The organism is Nostoc sp. (assembly GCF_035638895.1).
In the GTDB taxonomy this organism is placed as follows: domain Bacteria; phylum Cyanobacteriota; class Cyanobacteriia; order Cyanobacteriales; family Nostocaceae; genus Nostoc.
Window position 1 is genome coordinate 1 of sequence record NZ_DASQZC010000298.1, and the last position, 14847, is coordinate 14847.

Genomic DNA, 14847 nt, shown 5'->3' on the forward strand with positions numbered 1-14847 from the left:
GATGTCACATTCATGGGTTTGGCAGTATTTGGTTTTATTGATTGCCTCTTGTAAATTTCTCAGAGGAATGATCTGAAAATTAGTTCCATTTTGCACTGCCGCAGTGATGTAGGCAAACTTTTTGCCTCGATAAAATTGGTCGCGACCAACTTTTGTGACATACCGGGACTGCTGGAAGTCATTGGCAATGTTTAAATTATAAATTTTCTCTAGTAATTTCACTCCTTTGGTATTTTTTGTGGTGAATTTGATGCTTGAGTCACCACTTACAGTTATTCCTTCTTTGGTTACTGTTCCATTTTCTTGCTTGACATCAGCATAAAAGTATAAATTTCCCTTTGTACCCTCATAGCCGTGGGCTTCGCGGTTGTATCTCAGAGTTGGTAGTAAAGGTCTGGTCTTTGCCCACTTAACAACAGTACTGATATTTTGTTCTGGAAGCGCATTTGCAGGAGTGACAGCCAAAATAACTGCGATCGCAGACAGTGTAGCATTGAATAAATAGTTAAATTTACAACTTTTGCTCATAGTATTTTCCCTATATAGAATGCTGATAGCTAAAGCTTGATTCAACGAGATTGAAGAATTATTTCCCGTCGGCGTTATTTATGAATATTTAGCTGCCAGTAGCCAAAACAACTTAACATCGACTTATGACTACTGTCCACCGACATTACCGTAGGCAATTTGATTTCAACTAAAATTTTGTATAAGTTGTAATAATCGTAGGGTGGACACAGCTAAAACTTCAAAATAGAGGTTTGCGGCATCGGTAGACCATACCTAACCTATTACCTGGTTACAAAACTTAGATTTTGTCTTAGCCAAAGAAGAGTATGTACTCTTAAGACTGGATGTATCTAAGCTACGGTTCTACACAGTTCTTAATAAACCAGCTTTGAGAACGCAAAACGTTCTAATCTAAAAGCTAACCGGGTTAATTTACTGGCAGTTTTGCAGGCACTACTCTCAAGCTGATAAAGCACAGACGCACCGATGTGTCAAGCCTCAAAGCGACCCAGACTTAACACATAAATGATTATGATGGGAGTTTTACAAATCCGATGAGTGTTAAGGCAAGTGGTGGAAGCTCAGTTGCGCGTCCGCAACTATATCAAACCCTAGCTGTAGCGACAATTATCCAAGCCGAGCAGCAAGACCGCTTTTTGGGGAATGGTGAATTAGATGAACTGGCAAGCTATTTTGCATCTGGTGCAAAGCGTCTAGAAATTTCTCAGACGCTAACGGATAATGCCGAGATTATTGTATCTCGCGCTGCCAACCGGATTTTTGTCGGTGGTTCGCCAATGGCTTTTTTAGAAAAGCCCAGAGAAATAGAAATAGTACCTGTTAGTGCTGGTGCTAATGTTCAGCAAGGGATGCAACTGGGAACTGTAACCTACGTTGAAAGTCGTGGTGGGTTCTTAGAAAATTTACGATCAATATTTAACTCATCCCCCAGTGGCCCAACACCTCCGGGTTTCAGACCAATTAACATTGCTCGATATGGGCCAAGCAACATGGCCAAGAGCTTGCGGGATTTATCCTGGTTCTTGCGCTACGCTACTTATGCGATCGTTGCTGGCGACCCCAACATCATAGCGGTGAATACACGGGGTTTGCGGGAAATAATTGAAAATGCCTGCTCTGGTGAAGCAACGCTAGTAGCTTTGCAAGAAATCAAAGCCGCGTCACTTTCTTTTTTCCGCAAAGATGCTGAGGCTACAGAAATTGTGTCTCAGTACATGGATGTTTTGCTAGCAGAATTCAAAGCACCCACACCTTCAAATAAAGTTCGCCAACGTCCCTCTAGCGACCAGCAGGGGTTGCAACTGCCGCAAATTTACTTTAATGCGGCAGAACGGCGTCCCAAGTATGTGATGAAAACTGGGTTGTCAGCTACCGAAAAAAATGAGGTAATCAAAGCTACATATCGGCAAGTTTTTGAGCGCGATATTAGCCGTGCTTATAGCTTGTCGATATCTGACCTAGAATCCAAGGTGAAAAATGGCGACATCTCCGTGAAGGAATTTGTCCGTCGTCTAGCTAAATCTCCCCTTTACCAAAAACAGTTTTACCAGCCTTTTATTAACAGCCGAGTCATTGAACTAGCTTTCCGTCACATTTTGGGACGCGGCCCAAGTAGTCGTGAAGAAGTACAAAAATACTTCTCAATTATTTCTGACGGTGGTCTACCAGCCATAGTAGATGCCTTAGTAGATTCTGCTGAATACAGCGACTATTTTGGTGAAGAAACAGTACCCTACCTGCGGGGTCTGGGTCAAGAAGCCCAAGAATGTCGTAACTGGGGGCCGCAGCAAGACCTGTTAAATTACAGTGCGCCTTTCCGCAAGATACCTCAGTTTATTACGACATTTGCGGCTTACGAACAACCGCTACCAGACCAACATCCTTATGGTTCTGGTAATGACCCCTTGGAAATTCAGTTTGGGGCGATTTTCCCGAAAGAAACTCGCAACCCCAGTACCAGTCCAGCTCCTTTTGGCAAGGATACCAAGCGCATCCTGATTCACCAAGGGGCAGGGATTAATAACCAAAATAGTAATCCCAAAGCGCGGGGTGAAGCTCCTGGTACTCTCGGGCCTAAGGTGTTCAAGTTAGATCAACTGCCTGGTACTAGAGGTAAAAAGGCTGCCAAAAATTCTAGCGTCAGATTCTCCGAAAGCTCCACGCAAGCATTGATTAAAGCTGCTTACCTGCAAGTTTTCGGTCGCGATCTTTACGAAGGTCAGCGTCCCAAGGTATTGGAAATCAAGCTGGAAAACGGCGACATCTCTGTGCGGGAGTTTATCCGTGCTTTGGCTAAGTCGGATGTATTCCGTAATCTGTACTGGACATCGCTCTATGTTTGTAAAGCGATTGAGTATATTCACCGCCGCTTGTTGGGTCGTCCGACTTATGGTCGTCAAGAAATCAACAAGTACTTTGACATTGCTTCTAAACAGGGCTTTTACGCTATCGTTGATGCCATTATTGACAGCGTAGAATACACTGAAGCATTTGGTGAAGATACAATTCCTTACGAACGGTATTTGACTCCTGGTGGTGTATCAGGGCGGCAATTGCGCGTTGGTAGCATTCGTGAAGATGTTGCGGCGAAAGTTCAGAAGGAAGTAACGCCGACCTTTGTGACATTGGGTAGAGTTACAGAACAACGGTCAGAGCCAGATGTTCAGTTCCGCGTTAACCAAGGCGTTAGCAAGCAACGGGAACAAACCAAAATCTTCAAGCTGGTAGCGAATATCAGTGACAAAGTTGCAGTGCAAACTTTGATCAGTGCTGCGTATCGTCAAATTTTTGAGCGGGATGTTGCACCCTACATCGCCAAAAACGAATTTACAAAATGGGAAAGCAAGCTGGGGAATGGCGAAATTAGTGTGAAGGAATTTATTGAAGGTTTGGGTTATTCTAACCTCTACCTGAAAGAGTTCTACACACCTTACCCCAATACCAAGGTGATTGAGTTGGGAACCAAACACTTCTTGGGACGTGCGCCAGTAGACCAGTCAGAAATCCGCAAGTATAACCAGATTTTGGCTACTCAAGGTATTCGTGCCTTTATTGCTGCTTTGGTAAATAGTGTGGAATATAACGAGGTATTTGGTGAAGATACGGTGCCTTACCGTCGCTTCCCGACCCTACCTGCGGCAAACTTCCCGAATACGGAAAAACTCTACAACCAGCTTACCAAGCAAAACGATGACGTAGTTGTACCGAGCTTTAAGCCAGTGCAACCGCGTGTAGGAGTTAGCAACGATACTCCGCTTTTGGTGCAGGCGATCGCAGATATAGCAGCGCAAGCAAATGGTAAGCCCTCATTTGCTGAACTGGGTCGTTCCTACAACGATGGTAGCGAACAACCTGTGGAAGTGGCTGTGCGTAAACATGCACGCATTTACCGTCTAACTGAAACTACAAACCAAGCCGAAAGACAACAGGCAATCAACGCCATTTACCGTCAAGTATTGGATGTATTTAGCGGTGAAGTGCCTGATAATTTCCGCCGTAGTGACCTAGACAGCAAACTCCAGAATGGTGAAATTTCCGTCCGGGAGTTTGTACGTGAACTAGCTAGTTCCGAAATCTATCGCCAGCGCTTCTTATTACCTTATCCTCATGCCAAGGTGATTGAGTTCCTCTTCCGCCATCTGTTGGGGCGTACACCCGCAGATCAGGAAGAAATCTGCCAGTATAACAATCTGCTAGCTAATAGTGGTTTGTCGGCTGCTGTAGAAGCAATAATCGATAGCCCAGAATATAGCCGCTACTTTGGTGAAGATGTTGTACCTTACAACCGCCTTTCCAATAGGGAGTAGGGAGTAGGGAGTAGGGAGTAGGGAGTAGGGTACAGATTATTTACTTACTGTCCCAGTCCCTAGTCCCTAGTCCCCAATCCGTAGCCCCCAGTCCCCTTCCACCTTCGTAACCTTTCGTAATATTGCTCTCAGATTAGGGCTAAAACCCGAAATTCTGAAAGACAATATTACAAAGTGTTAAGAGCAGTAATAAATGCTCAACAGAATGCCGGAAAATGTTTTGCGGAAGGTAACTGAGTTTCAAAGCTTGTTTACTTGTGTTGACTCAAAAAAACTCGTAATTTATTAGCCGTAACAGTTATTAAACTGTTGTATCTAAAAGAACGAGAAAAGAAACTCAGTGAACCGAATTTAAGTCGCACTAGTTTAATCAAATCCTGCTTTCATTCGTATTTGGAGGAATCCATTAATGAGTATCGTCACGAAAGCTATCGTGAATGCTGATGCAGAAGCTCGCTACCTCAGCCCCGGTGAATTGGATCGGATCAAATCCTTTGTTGCTAGTGGTGAGCGCCGTGTGCGGATTGCTCAAGTTCTGACAGAAAATCGCGAACGCTTGGTTAAGCAAGCTGGTGATCAACTGTTCCAAAAGCGTCCTGATGTTGTGTCTCCTGGTGGTAACGCTTACGGTCAAGAATTGACTGCTACTTGTCTGCGTGACCTAGATTATTACCTCCGCCTCGTTACCTACGGTATCGTTGCTGGTGATGTTACCCCCATCGAAGAAATTGGTGTTATCGGTGTCCGTGAAATGTACAAGTCTTTAGGAACTCCTATCGATGGTGTTGCTGAAGGTATTCGTGGACTGAAGAATGTAGCTACTACATTGATGTCTGGTGATGATGCTGCTGAAGCTGGTAGTTACTTCGACTACTTAGTTGGTGCCCTGCTATAAGGTGATGCTGTTTCTCTGCCGAAACAGAAGTATTGCAATACGGTTGGAAATAAGGAATTAACAACATGGCTCAAGACGCAATTACCGCTGTAATTAACTCCGCAGACGTTCAAGGTAAATACCTAGACGCTTCTGCTTTACAAAAGCTAAAAGGCTACTTCGCCACTGGCGAACTGCGAGTCCGGGCTGCTAGCACCATCAGCGCTAACGCTGCTGCGATCGTTAAAGAAGCTGTAGCAAAATCTTTGCTATACTCTGACATCACCCGTCCCGGTGGCAACATGTATACCACCCGTCGCTATGCTGCTTGCATCCGTGATTTGGACTACTACCTCCGCTATGCCACCTACGCTATGTTAGCTGGCGATCCTTCCATTTTGGATGAGCGTGTATTAAATGGCTTGAAGGAAACCTACAACTCTTTAGGAGTTCCCGTTGGTGCTACCGTGCAAGCTATCCAAGCAATCAAGGAAGTAACCGCTAGTTTGGTTGGTTCTGATGCTGGTAAGGAAATGGGTGTTTACTTAGACTATATCTCTTCTGGCTTAAGCTAAGAATTAGTTTGCGCTTAAGAATTTAGGTGCGACTTTATTAAGGTCTGGAAATCAGCCGTGAGTGCTAGAACGTTATATTGCTTATCTTGGTAAATTATCACTGATGAGTGTTGGTGGTCTAGTATTGATGTTTGATTTCCAGCCTTTGAATGATTAAAAGATTTGCACTCAAGATTTTGAGATAAAAAAGTTTTCACAAATTTTACAGGAGATTTTCAAAACATGTCCCGTTTGTTTAAAATTACTGCTCTAGTTCCCAGTCAAACCAGAATTCGTACTCAACGCGAACTCCAAAATACTTATTTTACTAAGCTAGTTCCTTATGAGAACTGGTTCCGTGAACAGCAACGCATTCAAAAAGCAGGCGGCACAATCATCAAGGTAGAACTGGCAACTGGTAAGCAAGGTACTAATGCTGGCTTGTCGTAATTACTGTAGATAAAACATTATTTTAGAGAATTGGTAAGAGGTCAGTAAAGACCTCTTTTTTTTGCTGCTTGTATTTTTGAAAATTAAAATAGCAAAACAGTGGGGAAAACGAATAAGTGAAAATACGGTTGTAATAATGAGTATTTTTAGTATTAAAATGCGAACAGTTTTCCCTATTTTTTGGGCTTTTAAAGCTGTAATAAAACATTTCAAGGTTTAACTATAGAAAATCTTGTGATTTAAATAACCCTTTAGGGAATCAGTTGTCAAATTTCACTAAAATTCACAAAGCAAAATTAGGTACAGTCATGAGGAAGCTTCCATGTACGGATTAGTAAATAAAGCAATTCAAGACATGGTATGCAGTCGCTTTGGCGAAGAGCCTTGGAAAGAAATTAAGCACAAAGCAGAGCTGGACATAGATGTTTTTCTCAATATGGAAGGCTATCCCGATGACATCACCCACAAGCTCGTCAAAGCTGCTAGTGTCGTTCTGAGTTTATCTACCCAAGAAATTATGCAAGCTTTTGGAGAATTCTGGGTTCATTACACAGCCCAAGAAGGCTACGGCGAAATGATGGATATGAGTGGAGATACACTACCTGAATTTTTAGAAAACCTTGATAATCTTCATGCTCGTGTGGGAGTTAGCTTTCCCAACCTCCAGCCCCCATCATTTGAGTGTACTGATATGGAAGAAAATTCTTTGAGCTTACATTATCGCTCTGATAGAGAAGGGCTAACGCCAATGATTCTTGGACTAGTTCAGGGATTGGGAAACAGGTTTGATACACAAGTTGATATCACTCAAACCCAGAATCGGGATGAGGGCGCTGAACATGATGAATTTTTAGTTATTTATAAACCAAATTGAGTGTAGCATGGCTTCTCCTCACCTTACGCTTTCGCCAGAGCTTCTGGCGAAAGCTTTTCCCTTCCACTTTGCCTTTAGCCGTAATCGAGAAATTGTACAAGCTGGTGATGTCTTAGAGCGCATTAGTCCTGAACCACTAGTTGGTAAATTGATTGAGCAGCATTTCCAAATAAATCGTCCAAAAATTTTGGTTGATTTTGATGCTATTAGTAAACAGTCTCGTGCACTGTTTATTTTAGAGTTTCTCCACAATGGAATGCAGTTCAAGGGTCAGATGATATATCAACCAGAGCAGGAAGTTATATTTTTTCTAGGTTCTCCCTGGATTACAGATACAATTAGTCTGGCTCCTCTGGGTCTTAAACTCAAAGACTTTGCGATTCACGACCCGATTGTTGATTTCCTATTTCTGGTGCAAGCCCAGAACACCGCTTTGGCTGATGCTAAAAACTTAACAAGCGAACTTAAACAGCAAAGGGCAGAGCTACGGAGTGCATTGCAAATCAAGGAGAATTTAGCGGAAATTGCTGAGGCTCAGGCTAAAAAATTGGAAAAATCCCTCCAGGAGCTACAGCAAACTCAAGCCCAACTAGTTCAGGCTGAGAAAATGTCTAGTTTGGGACAGTTAGTTGCTGGAGTTGCTCACGAAATTAACAACCCCATTAACTTTATTTACGGAAATTTAAAATATGCAAAAGATTATACACACTCTCTGTTAAGGCTTGTGCATCTTTACCAGCAGTTTTATGCTAATCCTGTATTAGAAATTCAAGAATACACTGAGGAAATTGAGTTAGACTTTTTACTAAATGATTTACCCAAAATCCTAAGTTCGATGCAAGTAGGAGCCGAAAGGATCTCTGAAATTGTCTTGTCTCTTCGGAATTTCTCTCGTCTTGATGAAGCGGAGAAGAAAACTGTTGATATTCACCAGGGACTGGATAGTACTTTGCTGATTTTACAGAATCGGTTTAAGAATAACATTGATCATCCTGGGATCAAAGTGGTCAAAAATTATGGAAATTTGCCTTTAGTCGATTGCTACGCTGGCCAACTCAATCAAGTATTCATGAATATTATCAGTAATGCCATCGATGCGCTCGAAAACTATAACGATAAACGAACGATCGCAGATATTCACGCTAATCCTAATAAAATTACAATTACTACGCAAATCATCGAAACGAATTGTGTTATCCGAATTGCTGATAATGGGTCAGGAATGACAGAAGCAGTTAAGGAACGATTATTTGACCCATTTTTTACAACTAAGCCTGTAGGCAAGGGTACAGGATTAGGCTTATCAATTAGTTATCAAATTGTAGTTGAAAAACATAGGGGAACACTGAGATGTATATCAGAACCTGGACAAGGAACTGAGTTTTGGATTGAAATTCCCTTGTCTATAAAAACAGAAGCAGTTAATTACGTTAAATCACTAAGTTTTATGAATTATCAGGATTCAGCAATGCTTACAGTGAGGGAGTAAAACTCACCACTTTATTATTTTGACTCTCCGAACTTCTGAACTAAAGAAGCCTTAGATTCAGGATAACTCTAAATTACCATTTAAATTACTGTATTTGATGTATAAAATCGTGCTTTTTAATTTTAAATGCAGCGATCGCAAAAATTGATCGAGCGGTGTATTGAAGTTTACTATTTTAAGATTTATGGTTGTAAAGCTTACTTATGAGTTATAAATTATGATTTAGAGCTAATTTGTAAACTCAAGTAAAGTACTCGTCTCGTAAGGGTTTCAGGAATTTAAGTCAATAAAGTACTGATTAGCTGAAACTCACACCTAGTAATGAGTTGAGTCCTTTTAAGATTTTCTTTACGAATCAGCTCTTATGAGTTTTACTGTTAACTCCTAATTCCTAACTTTTTACCTGTACTGCTCGTGAATCTACGTCGCCTGATTCCAATTTTTGATATTTCAGTCTCCAACTGGGCATTAGAAGCGCGGCTGTTGCGCTGGTTAACGTTGATTTGGCTGTTCGTCGGCTTGATCATGCTATTTTCAGCATCCTATCCTGTTGCTGATGGCCGTCATGAAGATGGGTTGTACTACTTTAAGCGTCAACTGCTTTGGGTCTTAGTTTCCTTAATCGGATTCAATATTATTGTTAATTTGCCATTGCAGAAAATTTTGAGAGTATCCCATTGGTTTTTATTACTGTTTTTGACGTTAATTTTTATTACACTAATCCCAGGATTAGGAAAAAAGGCTTTTGATGCAGCACGTTGGATTGCGATCGGGCCCATTCCGATTCAACCCTCAGAATTAATTAAACCTTTTTTGGTGCTGCAAAGTGCGCGGCTTTTTGGTCAGTGGGAACGAATCAGTTGGCGGGTTCGCTTGGCTTGGTTGGGTATTTTCAGTCTGGTACTTTTAGGAATTCTTGCCCAGCCTAACTTGAGTACAACAGCACTTTGCGGCATGACGATTTGGCTAATTGCTCTAGCAGCTGGCTTACCTTACAAGTATCTGGGAGGAACAGCAATTGGTGGAGTAATGTTGGCACTACTTAGTATTAGTATTAAAGAGTATCAGCGTAGGCGGGTGATGTCATTCCTCAATCCTTGGGCGGATGCCACAGGAGATGGTTATCAGTTGGTGCAAAGTTTACTAGCTGTGGGTTCTGGTAAAACTTGGGGAGCTGGATTTGGGCTTTCTCAACAAAAGCTGTTTTATTTACCCATTCAGGATACTGATTTTATTTTTGCGGTGTTCGCTGAAGAGTTTGGCTTTGTTGGCAGTATGGTATTGTTAGCACTTTTAGCTACATTCTCAACTCTTGGATTAATCGTGGCGCTAAAGGCTAAAAATACAGTACATCGATTGGTGGCGATCGGCGTGACGATTTTGATGGTAGGACAATCATTGCTTCATATTGGTGTTGCTACAGGTTCTCTACCGACTACTGGCTTACCTTTGCCCATGTTTAGTTATGGTGGTAATTCCATGATTGCTAGCTTAATAGCTGCTGGGTTGCTGATTCGGGTAGCACGCGAGAGTAATGAAGCTGAGGTAGTACCGTTGCAAAAACCCTTGTTGGAAAATGGGCGCAGACGTCGGAGTTTTCATAACAATAGGAATTAAGCTAACAAAAGCGGCGTTGCAGGAATTAAATAGATTATGGAAGACCTCAAACATTTACGAGGTGTATCAAAATTTATCACAAGTATAGCAATTACATACTCCATCTCTTGACCGATATGAAGAGCAAAAAACACAAGAGTATATCTTGATGACAATTAAAAAATATGGTCTTTGATTTGGGCAATTTAAAGATTTGATATTTGGACAAGTTATATCAGGAGTAACCTAAACTGTCGATAAATATTTAACGCTTTTGAATACTTACTCTCCATATAGCAATCCGATAGCGTTCGCGTAGCGTCTCCCCTTGAGAGAAGCGGTAGCGAGTCAGACGCTCCTGCGTCGCTAACGCTGCGCTATCGAGCGTCTTTGATTTCTGAATCACTCGTATAGGTAAGGGACTGGGGATTGGGGACTGGGGGCTAGGAAGAAGGAATAAAGGTGTACTGAGTTTTGTTCAAAAATCAAATATGAGTCCTATAACAACAGTATGTAATGATTTGATTGGCACAATTACATTTTGGAGTATGCACGTAGTTATTCTACCCAAGTAATAACCTAAGTTGCGGTGGCTGTAATTTCGGTCGAAACTGGCGTCTAAAAATCATCCGATAAAACAACTGTTAGGCTGGTGTTAAGTTCTGGTGCAAAACCACTGCCTTCAGCTACATAAGTAATCGCTCCTCCTGCTTTTAAAACAGCAGGCCCACCACAGGCTTTAATTAAATCAACTCCGTCTTTCACTTTAATATCTTGACAACCAAATTGAAGTCCATTTGGGCTAGTAATTTTAATCTTATTAATTGTTCCAGTTTCACCAGCAGGTAAAAATAGTTTAGCAGAACGAATAACTGTTGTAGCTGGCAAAGGACTTGGTGTTGTTGTGTCGATACTAAACTTCCCTCCAGTAATTTGAGCTTTTTCCGTGATAATTAAGGTAGCAAGGGTGCTTGGCGCTGCTATCGCTGCTGTAGAAAAACAGAATATAAGAAATGACAAGGCAAATGCCAAAATCTTTGCTGGATTTATGAACATCTTCAATGAATTCATGATGATTCTCCTTATTTAACTTTTACAAATTCTTTGGAGCTATGCTCAATAGTCTTATCTGGTGATTTTTAGCTATTTATGCAGATTTTAGGAAAATCATCGGTTTTATTCCCTAATTACGAAAACGTCTTTTACTCTGTCTGTGTCTAGCAAGATAACGCGCTTACGTTTTCCAGGGACGTTTCAAAGTGATACTATTCATCAGTAATCAAAAACTAAGCAAGGAAATTTGATTACTTGCGCCAAAGATTGATTTATAAAAGTTTTAGTTAGGTACGACTTGCTTCTGATTGACTAGCCAAACAGAGAGCAAAGCGATCGCTACACCAACCACAATAAAACAATAAATGTAGCCGAAGTTATCCACAATCCTACCGAATAATGCTGCGCCGATTCCCTGGCCGACAAACAAGCTGAAGGCGAACAGCGAAACAGCTGTGCCTCGTGCTTCTGGGGAAAGCTCAGTGGCTTGGGTTTGGAGGGTGCTGTGCATCATATAAAAGCCCAATCCCATTAAAATACTCAAGGGGATAAACAGCATCCAGTTCTGGAATAATGCGATCGCTAAGAAGCTAATAGACATCAAGCCCCCTCCCACTCCCATTAAACCAATTTCACCTAGTCGCCTCACTAACCACTTAACTGAACGACTGTAAATCAGTCCACCGAATCCAAAACCACTGAGCATAAACCCGATCGCTACATAACTAAGACTATAGCGATCGCGCAGAAATGCGCCGATGTAAGCAAATGCCCCAAAGACGCAAAATCCTTCTACAAATACCCCTATAATTACAGTCCGGGCGATCGGTTGGGTCAATAGTTGGTAATAAGGTCGAAGTGTTATCCTACCTCTTTGCTCTTGGGGACGTTGAGGATTACCCAGATGGCGCGTCCCTCGCCATAAAAGTCCAGCAATACCAAGGGAAACGATGCCAAATAAGAGAAAGATGTCACGCCAGCTGATATATTCCCCAAAGATGCCGCCCAAACTACCACCCAGAATTTGACCTAGCATCAGAGCACTTAGATACTTACCGATCGCAGCTTGGCGTTTTTCATAAGGAAAGTTGTCACCAATATAAGCTAGGGTGATGGGGATGATCCCAGCAGCAGCCATCCCTGTGAGAAATCGTAGCAAGGTAAGTAAGACGATATTTGAGACAAAGGCACAAACAGCAGTACCCACAGCAAATGCGGCCAATGCTATTGTAATTACCTTAAGTTTGCCGATGCGATCGCCTAGTGGACCATATACTAACTGAAATAATCCGTAGGGAATCGTGTATGCGGAGATAATCACCGCAGCACTACCAACACCGACTTTAAACTCGTCGGCAATAATGTGCAGTAAGGGATCAATTACTCGTGCATCAGCAATCACCATAAAAGCAGCAGCGCCCAACAGTCCTAATGAGACAGGTGTTTTGCCTGCGATGTCCGTTGCTAACCTACCCACTGCTATATTCTCCTGTAGTTTGAGTTTTCGCACTTCTAGAATAGACTTTTTGCATAAGAAGAAGGGCTGGAGAAGTAAGAGAATTACTGTTCAGTAAATCTTCTTTCCCGTTCTTAGGTAATTTATATATAGAAAAAAAGCGTGCGAATCGTCATGCAAATAGAGCAACCTTTTAGAATTAATGCCGCCCAACCAGACAAGCTAAAACAATTTCTTCCTCAACCTTTAATTATCTCCAGCCCAGTCGTCGGTTGGAATGGTTTTTATTTTGCTTATCATCGCCAGTCAAACTATCAACTCCCTGAAACATCGCCTTTCCAAAACATTATTACCATTTATACTAGAGAGTTTCAGGCAAAATTAAAAATTAACGGACACTGGCAAAGTAAATCTTATGCAGCAACTGATGTCGCTATTTTTCCTGCTCATCAAATTTCTCCAGCAGTACAATTTGAGCAGGAATTAGGTTTTATCCACATTGGTCTTGAACCAGCGATGATTACTCGTATTGCCTACGAGTCAGTAAATGCTGATGCAGTTGAAATTGTACAACAACTGCAAACCCACGACCCACTTATTCAACAAATTGGACTGACACTCAAGCAGGAAATAGAAAGTAGTGGATTTGATAGTTCCTTGTATATAGAGTCAGCAGTAAATCTGCTGACGGTGCATTTATTAAAACGTTACTCAACCCAAAAATTCATTATTCGAGAATACACAGGTGGATTACCAAAACATAAATTAAAAGAAGCGATCGCTTATATCAACGATAACTTAGACCAAAATTTGTCTTTAGCAGAAATTGCTGCGATCGCACAGATAAGTCCACATTATTTTGCTAGCTTATTTAAGCAATCAATGGGAATAGCACCTCACCAATATATTACTAAATGTCGAGTCGAAAGAGCAAAATATTTACTTGCAAAACGAGAATTATCAGTTATACAAGTCTCCCAACTAGTAGGATTTCAAAGTCAAAGTCATTTTACCAAGATTTTTCGCAAATATATCGGCATCACTCCTCAAGCATTTAAAAAGCTACACTGAATTTTTCGGAAGATAACGCTAGTTTTCGGAAGATTGCGTGAGACGGCATGAGCTTGTAAAAGCTAAACTCAATAGTTATCACCACACTTTGAGTCCTATAGTCTAAAAAATGACACAACTAAAACCAGCCGAGGAAATGCCCGGTAGCTTTGGGCTACCTATTTTAGGTGAAACTCTGCGATTATTTGCTACTCAAGGATGGGGGCTGACGAAGAACTACCAACGGTATGGGCCGATTTTTAAAACCAGCATTTTAGGAAAGAAATATGCAGTTTTGGTTGGGACGGAAGCAAATCGACTAATTTTGCAAGAACAAGCCGATCATGTATCTTCCTACTTAGGATGGAAAGTGGCTATGGAGCATATTTTTGGGCGCCCAATGATGCTTCAAGATGGTGAAGAACATCGCCGCACTCGTCGCTTAATGGCTCCAGCGTTTCATGGAAAAGCTATTGCTAACTATTTTGACATCATGCAAACTGAAGTTAACAACTGCCTAGAAAACTGGATGGAAAGCAGCCCAATTCCTATCAAGAATGAATTTAATCAGTTAGCATTGCGAATTGGGATTCGGCTATTATTAGGTGTTCAACTACAAAGCGAAGTTGAGCAAGTCGAACAGTTGTATAACACTTTGACGCAGGGAGCATTAGCATTATTGCGGTTAGATATACCGTTTACAAAATATGGACGTTCCCAAAATGCTCGTCGTCAGCTTAAAACTTTCTTACAAAAAATTATTAGTCAACGCAAACTTCAAGGCAACTTACAAGAATCTTGTGAGGTATTAGGATTGTTTTTGGCAGCAGTAGATGAACAGGGGAATGCTTTAGCCGACTCACAGATTATAGACGAATTGATACACTTATTGAATGCAGCGCATTTCACTACTGCTACATCTTTAACGTGGGCAATTGTTGAACTGGCAGCGCGTCCGCAATGGCGTGAAAAACTCCGCCAAGAACTGACAGAAGTTGTAGAAGATGAACCTTTGAACTTGGGACATCTTAAGCAACTTAATCAAATGACTTATTTTTTGAAAGAAATAGAACGACTTTACAATCCCGCAGGTGTAGTACTGTTTCGGGGAGTT

At 41.5% G+C, this 14847-nt stretch carries 13 protein-coding genes; 9 read left to right on the plus strand and 4 right to left on the minus strand.

Annotated features, from left to right (window positions below):
- Positions 1-528: hypothetical protein (locus VE944_RS14485; protein WP_324978125.1), on the minus strand; the 528-nt coding region annotated here is incomplete at its 3' end.
- Positions 529-1064: 536 nt separating this feature from the next.
- Here VE944_RS14485 and VE944_RS14490 point away from each other — a divergent pair.
- The 7 genes from VE944_RS14490 to VE944_RS14520 all read left to right on the plus strand — a co-directional run bounded on the left by VE944_RS14490 (position 1065) and on the right by VE944_RS14520 (position 10195).
- On the plus strand, positions 1065-4337 hold the full coding sequence (locus VE944_RS14490) for a phycobilisome rod-core linker polypeptide (protein ID WP_324978126.1): 3273 nt from the start codon (positions 1065-1067) through the stop codon (positions 4335-4337).
- Positions 4338-4746: 409 nt separating this feature from the next.
- Entirely contained in the window at positions 4747-5232 is a 486-nt protein-coding gene (gene apcA, locus VE944_RS14495) for an allophycocyanin subunit alpha (RefSeq protein ID WP_100899350.1), read from the plus strand.
- A 65-nt stretch (positions 5233-5297) separates the two neighbouring features.
- Positions 5298-5786, plus strand: coding sequence for an allophycocyanin subunit beta (apcB, locus tag VE944_RS14500; protein WP_094349822.1), 489 nt, complete (start codon positions 5298-5300; stop codon positions 5784-5786).
- Between the two features lie 222 nt (positions 5787-6008).
- Positions 6009-6215: a phycobilisome linker polypeptide gene (locus VE944_RS14505; protein ID WP_190729938.1), complete on the plus strand. Its 207-nt coding sequence runs from the start codon at positions 6009-6011 to the stop codon at positions 6213-6215.
- A gap of 322 nt (positions 6216-6537) precedes the next feature.
- Entirely contained in the window at positions 6538-7089 is a 552-nt protein-coding gene (locus VE944_RS14510; protein WP_324978130.1) for a heme NO-binding domain-containing protein, read from the plus strand.
- A gap of 7 nt (positions 7090-7096) precedes the next feature.
- Positions 7097-8578: a sensor histidine kinase gene (locus tag VE944_RS14515; protein WP_324978132.1), complete on the plus strand. Its 1482-nt coding sequence runs from the start codon at positions 7097-7099 to the stop codon at positions 8576-8578.
- 414 nt (positions 8579-8992) lie between these two features.
- Complete coding sequence (locus VE944_RS14520; protein WP_324978134.1) at positions 8993-10195, plus strand: FtsW/RodA/SpoVE family cell cycle protein; 1203 nt, start codon at positions 8993-8995, stop codon at positions 10193-10195.
- 244 nt (positions 10196-10439) lie between these two features.
- Here the strand turns inward: VE944_RS14520 and VE944_RS14525 are convergent, their stop codons facing one another.
- The 3 genes from VE944_RS14525 to VE944_RS14535 all read right to left on the minus strand — a co-directional run bounded on the left by VE944_RS14525 (position 10440) and on the right by VE944_RS14535 (position 12704).
- Entirely contained in the window at positions 10440-10580 is a 141-nt protein-coding gene (locus tag VE944_RS14525) for a hypothetical protein (protein WP_324978135.1), read from the minus strand.
- A 212-nt stretch (positions 10581-10792) separates the two neighbouring features.
- Entirely contained in the window at positions 10793-11245 is a 453-nt protein-coding gene (locus tag VE944_RS14530; RefSeq protein ID WP_324978137.1) for a hypothetical protein, read from the minus strand.
- A gap of 265 nt (positions 11246-11510) precedes the next feature.
- Positions 11511-12704, minus strand: a complete 1194-nt coding sequence (locus VE944_RS14535; protein ID WP_324978139.1) for an MFS transporter — start codon at positions 12702-12704, stop codon at positions 11511-11513.
- A 153-nt stretch (positions 12705-12857) separates the two neighbouring features.
- On the opposite strand from VE944_RS14535, the gene VE944_RS14540 reads away from it, so the two are divergent.
- Positions 12858-13754 carry an AraC family transcriptional regulator gene (locus VE944_RS14540; protein ID WP_324978141.1) on the plus strand — a complete coding sequence of 299 codons (897 nt, stop codon included), beginning with the start codon at positions 12858-12860 and terminating at the stop codon, positions 13752-13754.
- Between the two features lie 109 nt (positions 13755-13863).
- The coding region (locus VE944_RS14545) for a cytochrome P450 (RefSeq protein ID WP_324978143.1) at positions 13864-14847 on the plus strand (984 nt) is incomplete at its 3' end.

Bases quoted from the DNA above. Each gene is read 5' to 3' on its own strand.
- VE944_RS14490 (WP_324978126.1), top strand. From the start codon at position 1,065: ATGAGTGTTAAGGCAAGTGGTGGAAGCTCAGTTGCGCGTCCGCAACTA.
- apcA (WP_100899350.1), top strand. From the start codon at position 4,747: ATGAGTATCGTCACGAAAGCTATCGTGAATGCTGATGCAGAAGCTCGC.
- apcB (WP_094349822.1), top strand. From the start codon at position 5,298: ATGGCTCAAGACGCAATTACCGCTGTAATTAACTCCGCAGACGTTCAA.
- VE944_RS14505 (WP_190729938.1), top strand. From the start codon at position 6,009: ATGTCCCGTTTGTTTAAAATTACTGCTCTAGTTCCCAGTCAAACCAGA.
- VE944_RS14510 (WP_324978130.1), top strand. From the start codon at position 6,538: ATGTACGGATTAGTAAATAAAGCAATTCAAGACATGGTATGCAGTCGC.
- VE944_RS14515 (WP_324978132.1), top strand. From the start codon at position 7,097: ATGGCTTCTCCTCACCTTACGCTTTCGCCAGAGCTTCTGGCGAAAGCT.
- VE944_RS14530 (WP_324978137.1), bottom strand. From the start codon at position 11,245: ATGAATTCATTGAAGATGTTCATAAATCCAGCAAAGATTTTGGCATTT.
- VE944_RS14540 (WP_324978141.1), top strand. From the start codon at position 12,858: ATGCAAATAGAGCAACCTTTTAGAATTAATGCCGCCCAACCAGACAAG.